The following is a 13,565-nucleotide window of genomic DNA, read 5'->3' as shown; positions in this document are numbered from 1 at the left end:
GGCCCGCTCGGACCAGGGGGGACACCCGTGACGACCGTCCTGCGCTCCGCGCTCAACACCTCCGACGAGGTCTACCTCGCCAACCGCGCGCACGCGGAGAAGGTCCTGGCCGAGCTCGACGAGCAGGTCCGGACCGCGATCGCCGGGGGCGGCGAGCGCTACCAGCAGCGCCACCGCGACCGCGGGCGACTGCTCGTGCGGGAGCGCATCGAGCTGCTCCTCGACCGCGACGCCGCGTTCCTCGAGCTGTCCTCGCTCGCGGCCTGGGGCACCCAGTTCACCGTGGGCGCCTCCATCGTGACCGGGATCGGCGTCGTCTCCGGCGTCGAGTGCATGATCATCGCCCACGACCCCACCGTCCGCGGTGGCGCGATGAACCCGTACTCGCTGCGGAAGACGCTGCGCGCCCTGGAGATCGCGCGCATCAACCGGCTCCCCACGATCAACCTCGTCGAGTCCGGCGGGGCGGACCTGCCCACCCAGTCCGAGCTGTTCGTGCACGCGGGCAAGATCTTCCACGACCTGACCGAGCTGTCGTCGATGGCGATCCCGACGATCGCGCTCGTGTTCGGCAACTCCACTGCGGGCGGCGCCTACGTGCCCGGCATGTGCGACCACGCCGTGATGGTCGACCAGCAGGCCAAGGTGTTCCTCGGCGGACCGCCGCTGGTGAAGATGGCCACCGGCGAGGAGTCCGACGACGAGGAGCTCGGCGGCGCGGCGATGCACGCCAAGGTCTCCGGTCTCTGCGACCACTTCGCCGTCGACGAGCGCGACGCCATCCGGATCGGGCGCCGGATCGTCTCCGAGCTCAACTGGCACAAGCTCGGCCCCGGCCCCACGCTGCCCGCCGACGAGCCGGTCCACGACCCCGACGAGCTGCTGGGCATCGCGCCGTCGGACATCAAGGTGCCCTTCGACCCGCGCGAGGTCATCGCCCGCGTCGTCGACGGCTCCCGGTTCGGCGAGTACAAGCCGCTGTGGGGCACCAGCCTCGTCACCGGCTGGGCGTCGATCCACGGCTACCCCGTGGGCATCCTCGCCAACGCCCGTGGCGTGCTGTTCAGCGAGGAGGCCAAGAAGGCCTCGGAGTTCATCCAGCTGGCCAACCAGACGGACACGCCGCTGATCTTCCTGCAGAACACCACCGGCTACATGGTGGGGAAGAGCTACGAGCAGGGCGGGATCATCAAGGACGGCTCCAAGATGATCAACTCGGTGGCGAACAGCAAGGTCCCGCACATCACGCTGAACCTGGCTGCCTCCTTCGGCGCCGGGAACTACGGCATGTCCGGACGCGCCTACGACCCGCGGCTGATGTTCGCCTGGCCGGGCTCCCGGCTCGCCGTCATGGGCGCCGCCCAGCTCGCCGGCGTGATGTCGATCGTCGCCAGGCAGTCCGCCGCGTCGTCGGGCCGGGAGTTCGACGCCGAGGCCGACGAGCGCAACCGCGCCGCCATCGAGGCCCAGATCGAGCAGGAGTCGCACGCCTTCTTCGTCACGGCCCGGCTCTACGACGACGGCCTGATCGACCCCCGTGACACCCGCACCGTGCTCGGCATCGCCCTGTCGACCGCGCACTCGAACATCGTCGCCGGCCAGCGTGGCTACGGCGTCTTCCGGATGTGAGGTGAGGAGATGACCGTCCACAAGCTGCTCGTGGCCAACCGCGGGGAGATCGCCGAGCGGGTCGTCCGCTCGGCCCGCGCGCTGGACATCGCCACCGTCGCCGTCCACTCCGACCCGGACGCCGACGCCCTGTTCGTCGAGGCCGCCGACGAGGCGGTGCGGCTCCCCGGCGCCGCCCCGTCGGAGACCTACCTGCGCGCCGACCTGATCATCGAGGCCGCGCTGCTCACCGGCGCCGACGCGATCCACCCCGGCTACGGCTTCCTGTCCGAGAACGCGGACTTCGCCCGCGCGTGCGCGGCCGCCGGGATCACCTTCGTGGGCCCGCCGGTCGAGGCCATCGAGGCGATGGGCTCGAAGATCGCGGCGAAGGAGCTGATGGAGAAGGCGGGCGTGCCCGTCCTGCCCGGCGCCACGATCGACGACGCCGAACAGGTCGACGCCGCCGCCGTCTCCGCCCTCGCCGACGGCATCGGCTACCCGCTGCTGGTGAAGGCCGCCTTCGGCGGTGGCGGGCGCGGCATGCGCATCGTCCGCTCCGCGTCCGAGGTGGTCGACGCCGTGACCGGGGCCCGGCGCGAGGCCGCGTCGGCCTTCGGCAACGGCACCGTGTTCCTCGAACGGTTCGTCGAGGACCCGCGCCACGTCGAGGTGCAGATCTTCGGCGACACCCACGGCACCGTGGTGCACCTGTTCGAGCGGGAGTGCTCGATCCAGCGCCGCTACCAGAAGATCGTGGAGGAGGCGCCTTCCCCCGCCGTCGACGACGCGCTGCGCACCCGTCTCGGCGACGCGGCCGTCGCCGCGGGTGCGGCGATCGGCTACACCGGCGCCGGGACCGTCGAGTTCGTCATGGCGCAGGACGGCGAGTTCTTCTTCCTCGAGGTCAACACCCGTCTGCAGGTCGAGCACCCGGTCACCGAGGAGATCACCGGCCTCGACCTGGTGGCGCTGCAGATCGCGGTCGCCGAGGGCGAGCCGCTGCCCGCGGAGGTCACCGGGGCCACGATCACCGGCCACGCGATCGAGGCCCGGCTCTACGCCGAGGACCCGAGCCGGGACTACCTGCCCGGCTCGGGGACCCTCCACCGGTTCTACGTGCCCGCCCTGCCCGGCGTGCGCGTCGACACCGGTGTGCGGGACGGCTCGGTGGTCGGGACGCACTACGACCCGATGCTGGCGAAGGTGATCGCCCACGGCCGCACCCGCACCGAGGCCGCCCGGAAGCTCGCGCGGGCCCTCGCCGAGGCCGAGATCCACGGCCCGGTCACCAACCGGGACCTGCTCGTCGCCGTCCTGCGCGAGCCGGAGTTCCTGGCCGGGCGGACCGACACCGGCTACCTCACCCGCCACGAGCCCACCGCACTCGTCGGCACCCCGGCGGAGTCCACCCTCGCCGTGCACGCCCTCGCCGCCGCCCTGGCCGACCAGGCCGGCCGCCGGGCGGGCGCCGCGGTCCAGCAGCCGGTGCCGTCGGGCTGGCGGAACGTCCGCAGCGCCGCCCAGCACGCGGAGTACCGGGCCGGCGACACCGACCTCGACGTGACCTACCGGCTCGGCCGCGGCACGCTCGAGGCCGGCGTGAACGGGACCGCGCTCCCGGGCGCGGCCGTGCTCGCCGCCACCGCGGACCGGGTCGACCTGCGGGTCGGCGGTGTGCGGCGTGCCGTGCGTGTGCACCGCGTCGGCGACACCGTCCACGTCGACAGCGCGCTCGGCGCCACCACGCTGACCGAGCGCGCCCGGCTGCCCGAGCCCGGCACCGACGCCGCCCCCGGCTCGCTGCTCGCCCCCATGCCCGGCACCGTCGTCCGGGTCGCGGCCGGGGTCGGGCAGCAGGTCGAGCAGGGTGCGGTCGTCGTGGTGTTCGAGGCCATGAAGATGGAGCACCTCGTGCGCGCCCCCGTCGCCGGCACCGTCGCCGAGCTGGGCGTACAGGTCGGCGACACCGTGGAGTCCGGCGAGGTCCTCGCCGTCATCGAGGAGGCGCAGGCCTGACATGAGCGACGTGACCTACGAGGTGACCGAGGGCGTCGCCTGGCTGACGATCGACCGCCCCGAGGCCCGCAACGCCCTCAGCAGGGCCGTCCGCGAGGGCCTGTTCGACGGCGTCCACCGGTTCAACGCCGACGACACGGCGAAGGTCCTGGTGCTGACCGGCTCCGGGGAGAAGGCGTTCTGCGCGGGCGGCGACCTCAAGGAGATGAACGACGTCGCGCTCCGGGTCCCGCCCCCGGACTTCCTGCCCCAGCTCGGCCGCAACATCGACGTCCCCAAGCCGACGATCGCCGCGGTCAACGGCATCGCCTACGGCGGCGGGTTCCTCCTGGCCCAGCAGTGCGACCTGGTGGTGGCCGCCGAGCACGCCCGCTTCGCGGTGTCCGAGGTCCGGATCGGCCGCGGTTCCCCGTGGGCGGCGCCGCTGTCCTGGCTGGTCCCGCCGCGGGTCGCGATGAAGATCCTGCTCACCGGAGACCCGATCGGCGCGGCCGAGGCGCAGGGCCACGGGCTGGTCAACGACGTGGTGCCCGCCGCCGAGCTGCGCGGGCACACCCAGCGGCTCGCCGAGCGGATCGCCGCCAACGCCCCGCTGTCGGTGCTCGCGGCCAAGCGGACCGCGTACCTGTCGGCGAGCCACACCCGCGCCGAGGCCTACGAGCGCGCCGAGGAGATCTGGGAGCCGGTCTACCTCTCGCAGGACGCCCAGGAGGGCCCGCTCTCGTTCCGGGAGAAGCGTGCCCCCGTCTGGCAGGGGGTATGACCATGGTGTCCATGGACGCGGTCCTCGACGACCTGGAGGCTGAGAGCGCGGTCGTCCGCGCGATGGTCGCCGACCTCGACGACGCCGCCATCGGCGGCCCCACCCCGGCCGAGGGCTGGACCGTCCGCGACCAGCTCACCCACCTCGCCTACTTCGACGAGGCGGCCACCCTCGCCGCGACGGACCCGGCGACCTTCCGCACGCGGGCCGACGGGCTGCAGGAGCTCGGGCCCGGCTTCCCCGACCGGATCGCCGCGGACCACGCGGGTCTGCGGGCCGAGGAGGTCCGGGCCTGGTTCGCCGGGGCCCGCGACGCCCTCGTCGGCACCTTCCGCGGCATCGGGCCGAAGACCCGGCTGCCCTGGTACGGGCCGGACATGAGCGCCCTGTCCTCGGTCACCGCCCGGCTGATGGAGACCTGGGCGCACGGCCAGGACGTCGCCGACGCGCTCGGGGTGCTGCGGGAGCCGACGGACCGGCTGCGCCACGTCGCCCATCTGGGGGTGCAGACCTTCGGCTTCACCTTCCGCAACAACGGCCGCGAGGTCCCGGAGGTGCCGGTGCGGGTGGAGCTGGTCGCTCCCTCCGGTGCGCTGTGGACCTGGGGCCCGAAGGACGCCGCGGACCGGGTCACCGGCTCCGCGCTCGGCTTCTGCCTGGTCGCGACCCAGCGCAGGCACCCCGACGACACCGACGTGGCCACGACCGGGCCGGTCGCCGCCGAATGGGTCTCGATCGCCCAGACCTTCGCCAACCCGCCCGGCCCCGGCCGCGCCCCGGGCGCCGTCGCCGCGGCGTTCCCCGCCCCGACCCGTACCCCCGCAGGAGGGCCCGCATGACCCGCGCACCGGTGCGCATCGGCAACTGCTCCGGCTTCTACGGCGACCGCATCACCGCCGCGCGGGAGATGGTCGAGGGCGGGCCGATCGACGTCCTGACCGGGGACTACCTCGCCGAGCTGACCATGCTGATCCTCTACAAGGCGCGGCAGAAGGACCCGACCGGCGGCTACGCGAAGACGTTCCTCACCCAGGTCGAGCACGTGCTCGGCACCTGCCTGGACCGCGGCATCGCGATCGTGTCCAACGCGGGCGGGCTCAACCCCGCGGGCCTGGCCACCGACCTCGCCGCGCTGGCCGGGCGGCTCGGCCTGGCCCCGAGGATCGCCCACGTCCACGGGGACGACCTCGTCCACCGGCTCGACGAGCTCCAGGGCGCCGGGCACGCCCTGGCCCACCTCGACACCGGCGCCACCCTGGCCGACGCCGGGGTGACCCCGGTGTCGGCCAACGCCTACCTCGGCGCGTGGGGCATCACCGAGGCGCTGCGCGCCGGGGCGGACGTCGTGGTGACCGGGCGGGTCACCGACGCGTCCGTGGTCGTCGGCCCCGCCGCGTGGTGGCACGGCTGGGAGCGCACCGACTTCGACGCGATCGCCGGCGCCATGGCCGCCGGGCACGTCATCGAGTGCGGCCCGCAGGCCACCGGCGGGAACTACTCCTTCTTCGAGGAGATCACCGACCGCCGCTACCCCGGCTTCCCGATCGCCGAGGTCGCCGCCGACGGCTCCAGCGTGATCACCAAGCACGCGGACACCGGCGGGCTCGTCTCGCCGGGGACGGTGACCGCACAGCTGCTCTACGAGATCGCCGAGCCCGCCTACCCCGGACCGGACGCCGTGGCGCACTTCGACTCGCTGCAGCTGACCCAGGACGGCGAGCACCGGGTGCGCATCTCCGGCACCCGCGGCAGCGCGCCGACCGACCGGCTCAAGGTCGCGCTGAACTACGAGGGCGGCTACCGCAACACCATGACGCTGGTGCTCACCGGCACGAAGATCGAGGAGAAGGCGGCCTGGGCGTCGGAGCAGCTCACCGAGCTGCTCGGCGGCGCGGACCGGTTCGAGGAGCTCGACATCCAGCTGCTGCGCTTCGACCACCCCGACGCGCCCACGAACCCGCAGGCGACCGCCCACCTGCGGGTCACCGTCAAGGACCCGGACCGGCGCAAGGTCGGCCGTGCCTTCTCCAACACGACCATGGAGCTCGCCCTCGGCGGCTACCCCGGCTTCCACACCACCACCCCGCCGTCGGCCGAGAGCGCCTTCGGCGTCTACTGGCCCACCCTGGTGCCCGCCTCCGAGGTGGAGCACCTGGTCACGCTGCCCGACGGCACCACGACGCCGGTGCCGCACAGCCCGGTCACCGCCGGGATCCCCGCCCCGGCCGAGCCGGTCGTGCCGGCACCCGTGCCGGGGCCCACCCGGCGGCTGCCGCTGGGCGAGATCGCGGCGGCCCGCTCCGGCGACAAGGGCGGGAACGCGAACATCGGGCTCTGGACCCGTACCGACGACGAGTACGCGTGGCTGCGCGGCCACCTCACCGTCGAGCGCGTCCGCGCGCTCCTGCCGGAGGCCGCCGGGCTGGAGATCCGCCGCTTCGACCTGCCGAACCTGCGTGCGCTGAACTTCGTCGTGGTCGGGATCCTGGGGGCGGGCGTGGCGTCCGCCACCCGCCCCGACCCGCAGGCCAAGGGGCTGGGCGAGTACCTGCGCAGCCGCCTCGTCGACATCCCCGAAGCCCTGCTGCCCGGCTGAGCGGGGCGGCGGCCCCGCGCCGGGTCAGGGGAACATCGCGCGCAGCTCGGGCCGGTTCAGCTTGCCGCTGCCCGTGCGGGGCAGCGCGTCGACGATCTCGATCCGCTTGGGTCCGTGCATCCCCCGCAGGTTCGGGTCGGCGGCGCACCAGGCGGCGATCTGCTCCGCGGTGACACCGGGCCTGTTGGGGACGACCACCGCGGTCACCTGCTCGACCCAGCGCTCATGGGCGGTGCCGATCACCGCGACCTCGGCCAGGTCGGGATGGTCGGCGAGGTGCTCCTCCACCATCTGCGGGAACACGTTCTCCCCACCCGAGACGATCATGTCGTCGATCCGGTCGACGTAGTAGAGGTAGCCGTCCGCGTCCTGCGACATCAGGTCACCGGTGCGGAACCAGCCGTCCGCCGACCACTTCTCGGGGACGTCGCTGTTCCAGTACCCGGGGGTGACCGCGTCCCCCCGGACCCAGAGCTCGCCGACGCCCTCGTCCCCCGGGCGCAGGTCCGGGCCGCCGCCGACGGGCACGAGCCGCGTGCGCACGATCTGCTCCAGCGGGGTGCCCATCGAGTCCGGACGCCGCACGTCGTCCGGGCCGTAGGTGACCACCAGGCCGTTCTGCTCGGTCTGGCCGTAGATCTCCACGCCCGCGATCCCGGTCCCCGCCTCGAGCCGCTCGATCGCGGCCGTGGGGGTGCGGGAACCGCCGAACATGCAGATCCGGAAGGAGTCGAGCACCACCGGCGACCCCACCGTCCGGTTGCCGACGTCGATCATCATCGTGGAGATCAGGCCGCCGAAGGTCGGACGCAGCTCCTGGGCCAGCTCCAGCCACCGCACGACGTCCCAGCGCGGCATGAACGTGATCTGCCCGCCGAGCAGCAGCAGCGGCAGGCTCGCCAGCTGCAGGCCGCCGACGTGGAACAGCGGCATGCAGTTCAGCACGTGGTCGGCGGCGGTGAGCCGGTAGCGGCCGATGGCGCCCTCCGCCTCGGCGACGAGGTTGCGGTGGGTCTGCCGCACGCCCTTCGGCACCCCGGTCGAGCCCGAGGTGTACATGATGCAGGCGTCCTCGCCGTCGAGCCGGGGCAGCACGTCGGCCGCGGGCTCGTGGGCCGCCAGGGCCGCGGTGAACCCGTCGGTCGTCAGCAGGTCCGGGCACTCGTCGCCGAGCAGCGCGGCGACCCGGTCCCGGTCCTCGGGGGGCAGCACGAGTACCCGCAGCCCGGAGTCGCGCACGACGTGGCGGAGCGCCGCGTCGGGGAACATCCGGTTGAGCGGCACGCCGACCGCGCCGGCCTGCCACGTACCGAGCAGCCCGACCAGGTACTCGGGACAGTTCGGCAGGAAGAACCCGACCCGCTCCCCCGGCTCGACCCCGGTGTGCCTCAGGTGCGCGGCGAAGCGGGCGCCACGCTCGGCGTACCCGGCGTAGTCGATCTCGTCGTCGTCCAGCCGGAGCGCGACGTCCGCCGGGTGGTCGGCCGCACTGCGGCGCAGGAGCGTGGCGATGTTCATCGGCGGGTCCTCCTCGGCCACGACCGCGCTCCGCGCACCCACGCCGTCGTGAGGTGATCAGCTGTTCACTAGCGGAACCTACCGGGAACGACGCGGCACGTCACGCGCCCTGATGGACTCCCCGGTGGTCGTCACGGGAGCCACCCGCCCACGGCGCGTCCCCGCGCAGGGCTGCCGGACCGCCTCGGGTGTGGGGAACACCGCTCCCCGGAACCCGGAGCCGCCCGCGGACGACTGCCGGGGTGTGCGTCCCCCACCGGTCTCCTCGGCCCGTTCGTCGACCGTCGCGCTCGTCGTCGCGGCCCTGCTGCTCGTCGCCGGGTGCACCGGCACACCACCCGGCCCCGGTCCGGCGGAACCGGGAGCCGGGTTCCCGCTGACGCTGGAGCACGCCTTCGGGACGACGACGCTCCCGGCCCGCCCGCGGCGCGTCGTCGCGCTGGGGGCGGCCGACGTCGCGGTCGCGCGGGAGCTCGGCGCAAATGTCGTCGGCGGGCTGCGCAACGCCGGGGAGTCGCAGCCGCAGGCGCCCTACCTCGCGCCGTTCCCGGACGGGGTGCTGACGATCGACGAGCTGGAGCCGCTGCCGCTGGAGCGGATCGCGGCGTACCGCCCGGACGTCGTCCTGGCCGTGTCGTCCTACCTCGTGACCGACCGCGACGCCTACGAGCGCCTGAGCGCGATCGCCCCGACCGTCGTCCACCGCGACACGCTGTTCGGCGCCACGATGCAGGACGACGCCCGGCGGATCGGGGCGGCCCTCGGCGTCCCGGACCGGGCCGAGGAGCTCGTCGCACGGGCCGACCGCGCCGTCGCCGCGCTGCGGGCGGAGCTGCCCGGTCTCGCCGGCCGGTCGGTGCTGGTCGGGCAGGCACGGGGGGACGTCATCCCGGTGATCGTCGACCCGGCGAACCAGTCGACGGCGCTGACCCGCGCGCTCGGGCTGGGCCTGCCGCCGACCTTCGCCGCCGACCCGCCCGCCGGTGACGGGGTCGCCCCCGGCACGGTCGCGCTGTCCTACGAGGAGGCGGGTCGCCTGGCCGAGGCCGATCTGGTCGTCATGAGCTTCCCGACCGCGGCCGACCGGCGGCGCTTCGAGGGCGACCCGGTGGTCGCGCGGGCGCTGTCGCGCACGACGTACGTCCCGATCGGCCTCGACGAGGCGATCGCCCTGCAGGCACCGAACGTGGTGTCCACCGGCTGGCTGCTCGACCGGCTCCGCCCCGCGCTGGCCCGGGTGGCGGCCGCGCCCGCTACCGGTCGCTGAGGAACTCGACCGTCGCCCGGTTCACCTCGTCCGGCCGTTCGAGGTAGCCGTAGTGCCCGGCGTCGGCGATCTCGACGTAGCGGGCGCCGGGCACGGCGTCGGCGACCTCGCGGCTCAGGTGCGGCGGGATGGCGGCGTCGTCGGCGAAGGCGAGCACCAGCAGTGGCACGGCGAGCGCGCGGTAGGCCTCGGTGCGGTCGCGCAGCGCCATCGACACCTGCAGCTGGGCCCGGTGCCCCTTGGACACACCGGCCCCGGCGAACGCCAGGATGTCGAGCCAGTCCTGGGCCTCCCGGTCGGCGCGCAGGGTCGCGGGTGACAGGTACTGCAGCGCGGACACCGCGGCGTGGTAGTCCTCGGGCAGCTCGACCCCGGCGTCGGCCAGCGCGATCTCGCCGTCGGTGACCGCCCGCTGCACGGGGCCGAGCCGGGCGTGCGCGGCCATCGCGACGACCCGGGAGACCAGGTCCGGCCTGGCCAGTCCCGCCTCAATCACGACGCGTGAGCCGAGCGAGGTGCCGACGAGCGCGGCCGGGCCCGCGTCGAGGTGCGCGACGAGGGCGAGCACGTCGGCGGCCATGTCGTCGACGGTGAACCCGTGCGCGCACTCGTCGCTCGGCGGGATGCCCCGGTTGTCGAGGGTGAGGACCCGGTGGCCCGCGTCGCGCAGCGCGGGCACCTGGTGGGTCTGCCAGACCCGGCCCGGGCTGCCGGTGCCCATCACGAGGACGACGGGCGGGCCGTCGCCGCCGTGGTCGGTCCAGGACAGCCGGATGCCGTTGAGGTGTGTCACGGTCATCGGGGAACCTTCCCCTCGGCGGCGAGCAGCACACCCAGCGCCCGCTTGTCGATCTTGCCGACGGCGGTGAGCGGCAGGTCGTCGCGGACGACGACCCGGTCCGGTGACATGAACCGGGCCAGCCCGCGCTCGGTGAGGAAGCTACGCAGGTGACGTCGCTTCGGCGGCGTCGCGCCGGGCGCCGGGACGATCACGGCGCACACCGCCTCGCCCAGGTCGTCGTCCGGGATCCCGACGACGGCCGCGCCGGCGATGTCCGGGTGGGCCAGCAGGTGCTCCTCCAGCTCGGTGGCGGCCACGTTCTCGCCGCCGCGGTTCACGACGTCCTTGATCCGGCCCTCGACGACGAGGTGCCCGGTCGGGAGGCGGCGCACCAGGTCACCGGTGCAGTAGTAGCCGTCCGGGGTGAACGACGTGGCGTCGTGCTCCCGGGCCCGGTAGTAGCCGCGCAGCGTGTACGGCCCGCGGGTCCACAGCTCCCCCGCCGTCCCCTCCGCGACGTCGGCGCCGTCGCGGTCGACGACCCGGACCTCGTCGGCCGGGCTGAGCGGTCGCCCCTGGCTGACCGCGACGAGGTCGTCGGGGTCGTCGAGCCGGGTGTAGTTCAGCAGTCCCTCGGCCATCCCGAAGACCTGCTGGACCGTGGCGCCGAGCTCGGGGCGGACGCGGCGGGCGAGCGTCGCGTCGCACTTGGCCCCGCCGACCTGGACCAGGCGCAGCGTCGACAGGTCCCAGGACCCGCGGCCGTCGCCGGCGAGGTCGGCCCAGAGCCGCAGCAGCGGCGGCACCATCGCGGTGACCGTGACGCCCTCTGCCGCGACCAGCCCGAGGGTGACCTCGGGGCTCGGGACCGGCGCGAGCACGACCGTGGCCCCCACCCCGAGCGCGCCCAGCAGGCCCGGGCAGGCCAGCGGGAAGTTGTGCGCCAGCGGCAGGCAGGCGAGGTAGACGTCGTCCGCGGTCAGCGCGCAGACCTCGGCGCTGGCCCGGGCGTTGTAGGCGTAGTCGCGGTGGGTGCGCGGGATGAGCTTCGGTTTGCCGGTGGTGCCGCCGGAGACGAGCAGGACCGCGACCTGGCCGGGGTCGGGCCGCGGCAGCGGGTCGGCGGTGCCGGCCGGCAGGTCCGCGAGCGCGGTCGTCCCCGCGACGGCGTCGCCGTCGACGAGCAGGTGCCGCAGCGAGGGCACCGCCTTCGCCACCGCGAGCGCGAGCCCGCGGTGGTCGAAGCCCTCGACCACGTCGGGACCGACGTAGGCGACGGCCCCGGACAGCGCCGCGAGGTGCTCGATCTCGGCCTGCCGGTGCGCGGGCAGGGTCAGCACCGGCACCGCACCGGCCCGCAGCAGCCCGAACAGCGTCACCGTGAACTCGGCGACGTTGGGCAGGTGCACCACGACGCGGTCGCCCTCGGCGATGCCGAGCGCCCGCAGCGAGCGGGCGCGGGCGTCGGCGGCCCGGTCCAGCTCGGCGTAGGTCTGCCGGCTCGGCCCCGCGACGACGGCGACGGCGTCGCCGTACCGGCCGGCCCACTCCCCCAGCAGGTCACCGAGGGTGTCCTCGCCCCAGTAGCCCTCGCGCCGGTAGCGTTCCACGGCCTCGGCGGGCCAGCCGAGCGCCCCGTCGATCAGCACGGTCACGTCGTCTCCTCCCCGACCAGGAACCGGCTGACGCTGCGCAGCTTCTCCCGGGTCTCCTCCAGCTCCCGTTCCGGTGTGGACGCACCGACGATGCCGGCCCCGGCCCGCAGCCAGGTCCGGCCCTGCGCGCGGTAGATGGCGCGCAGCACCAGCGCTGCGTCGAGCGCCCCGGTGTGGTCGACGGTCAGCACCGCGCCGCTGTAGAGCCCGCGCGCGCCCTCGTGGCGGCTGATCGCCGCGCACGCCGGGGCCTTCGGCAGCCCGGAGGCGGTGACCGCGGGGAACAGCCGTCCCAGCGCGTCCCAGGCGGTGGCGCCCGGCCGCAGCCTGCCGCGGACCCGGGACGCGAGGTGCTGGACGCTGCCGCGCTCGACCACCCGCATGAACTCCTCCACGACGACGGCGTCCGGGTCGCTCACCTCGGACACCTCGTCCTGGGCGACCTGCACCGAGACGGCGTGCTCGTAGATCTCCTTGGGGTCGCGCCGCAGCTCGTCGGACAGCTCGGCGTCGCGGCCCGGCTCGCCGGAGCGGGCCCGGGTCCCGGCCAGCGGCTGGGTCGAGAAGGTGCCGTCGGCGGCGACCTCGACGACGGTCTCCGGGCTGAACCCGGCCGCCTCCAGCCCGCCGAGCCGCAGCAGGAACGAGCGGGCCGGGGTGTTGTGCGCCCGGCCGTGCCGGTAGGTGGCGGGCAGGTCGACCGGCTCGGTGACCGGGACGGTGCGGGACAGGATGACCTTGCGGAAGCGGTCCGCGGCGATCTCGGCGACGGCCGCGGCGACCGAGCCGCGGTAGGCCTCGGCGCGGGCGGACTCGTCGACGGTCACCGGCGGACCGGTGCGCGGCCCGGCGGGCCCGGCACCGAGGATCGCGTCGCGCCAGGACCGTGCGACGGCGTCGTCGGCGGTGTCGACGTCCGCGCCGCCGGGGTGCAGGTGCGCGCGGTGGCGGGGAAGCAGCAGGTGCAGCAGGGTGCCCGTGCCCGCGGGCAGCTCCCCGCCGTGCAGGAGGTGGGCCAGCTCGAACGACGCCCAGCCGAAGGCCTGCCACCCGGTGCCGCCGACCGCGGCGAGGGCGGAGCCGACCTGGCCGAGCGGGTCCGTGCCGAGCGGTTCGTGCCGGGTGCCCGCGGGCGAGGTGACCGTCAGGCCGTCCGGGCCCAGCACGAGCTCGGCGGCGGTGCCCGCGGCCAGGAAGACGTCGTCGCCGCGCTCGTAGAGCACGTAGGGGTCCCCGTCGGGTACCGCGCGGGCGATCGCTGTGGCGCCGGCGATCCGGTCGGCGGCGGTCCGGGTCCGCTCGGTGGGGGCCGGGTGGGTGCGCGGCGGGCCGGCCGCCTCGGTGGTCGTGGACATGGT

General features: G+C 74.7%; 10 protein-coding genes. 6 read left to right on the top strand and 4 right to left on the bottom strand.

Annotated features, from left to right (window positions below; translation table 11 throughout):
* The first annotated feature begins 27 nt into the window (after positions 1-27).
* From KPL57_RS46340 to KPL57_RS46320, 5 genes are read left to right on the top strand one after another with little or no spacing between them, the layout of a single operon-like run.
* On the top strand, positions 28-1,629 hold the full coding sequence (locus tag KPL57_RS46340) for a carboxyl transferase domain-containing protein (RefSeq protein ID WP_226356821.1): 1,602 nt from the start codon (positions 28-30) through the stop codon (positions 1,627-1,629).
* A 9-nt stretch (positions 1,630-1,638) separates the two neighbouring features.
* Complete coding sequence (locus KPL57_RS46335) at positions 1,639-3,627, top strand: biotin carboxylase N-terminal domain-containing protein (RefSeq protein WP_226356820.1); 1,989 nt, start codon at positions 1,639-1,641, stop codon at positions 3,625-3,627.
* A 1-nt stretch (position 3,628) separates the two neighbouring features.
* The gene (locus KPL57_RS46330) at positions 3,629-4,390 is read left to right on the top strand and encodes an enoyl-CoA hydratase/isomerase family protein (protein ID WP_226356819.1); all 762 of its coding nucleotides are present in this window, start codon (positions 3,629-3,631) and stop codon (positions 4,388-4,390) included.
* Between the two features lie 2 nt (positions 4,391-4,392).
* Positions 4,393-5,229 (top strand): TIGR03084 family metal-binding protein, encoded by an 837-nt coding sequence (locus KPL57_RS46325; protein WP_226357479.1) that lies wholly within the window; start codon positions 4,393-4,395, stop codon positions 5,227-5,229.
* Entirely contained in the window at positions 5,226-6,986 is a 1,761-nt protein-coding gene (locus KPL57_RS46320) for an acyclic terpene utilization AtuA family protein (RefSeq protein WP_226356818.1), read from the top strand. Before KPL57_RS46325 ends, KPL57_RS46320 begins: the two co-directional genes overlap by 4 nt.
* 24 nt (positions 6,987-7,010) lie before the next feature.
* Here the strand turns inward: KPL57_RS46320 and KPL57_RS46315 are convergent, their stop codons facing one another.
* Complete coding sequence (locus KPL57_RS46315) at positions 7,011-8,525, bottom strand: class I adenylate-forming enzyme family protein (protein WP_226356817.1); 1,515 nt, start codon at positions 8,523-8,525, stop codon at positions 7,011-7,013.
* Between the two features lie 223 nt (positions 8,526-8,748).
* Here KPL57_RS46315 and KPL57_RS46310 point away from each other — a divergent pair, with 223 nt between their 5' ends.
* Positions 8,749-9,771 carry an ABC transporter substrate-binding protein gene (locus tag KPL57_RS46310; protein ID WP_226356816.1) on the top strand — a complete coding sequence of 341 codons (1,023 nt, stop codon included), beginning with the start codon at positions 8,749-8,751 and terminating at the stop codon, positions 9,769-9,771.
* Here the strand turns inward: KPL57_RS46310 and KPL57_RS46305 are convergent.
* The 3 genes from KPL57_RS46305 to KPL57_RS46295 are packed head-to-tail and all read right to left on the bottom strand — an operon-like array spanning position 9,758 to position 13,562.
* Positions 9,758-10,570, bottom strand: coding sequence for an alpha/beta fold hydrolase (locus KPL57_RS46305; protein WP_226356815.1), 813 nt, complete (start codon positions 10,568-10,570; stop codon positions 9,758-9,760). The genes KPL57_RS46310 and KPL57_RS46305 overlap by 14 nt on opposite strands.
* Positions 10,567-12,207 carry an AMP-binding protein gene (locus KPL57_RS46300; RefSeq protein ID WP_308253109.1) on the bottom strand — a complete coding sequence of 547 codons (1,641 nt, stop codon included), beginning with the start codon at positions 12,205-12,207 and terminating at the stop codon, positions 10,567-10,569. The genes KPL57_RS46305 and KPL57_RS46300 overlap by 4 nt, the downstream gene beginning before the upstream one ends.
* Positions 12,204-13,562, bottom strand: coding sequence for a salicylate synthase (locus KPL57_RS46295; RefSeq protein WP_226356814.1), 1,359 nt, complete (start codon positions 13,560-13,562; stop codon positions 12,204-12,206). Before KPL57_RS46295 ends, KPL57_RS46300 begins: the two co-directional genes overlap by 4 nt.
* Between the last annotated feature and the right edge of the window lie 3 nt (positions 13,563-13,565).

The sequence above is a fragment of the Pseudonocardia sp. ICBG601 genome (assembly GCF_020496245.1).
Note: the sequence above shows the minus strand (reverse complement) of the source record. Positions and strands in the feature narration are given on the sequence as shown.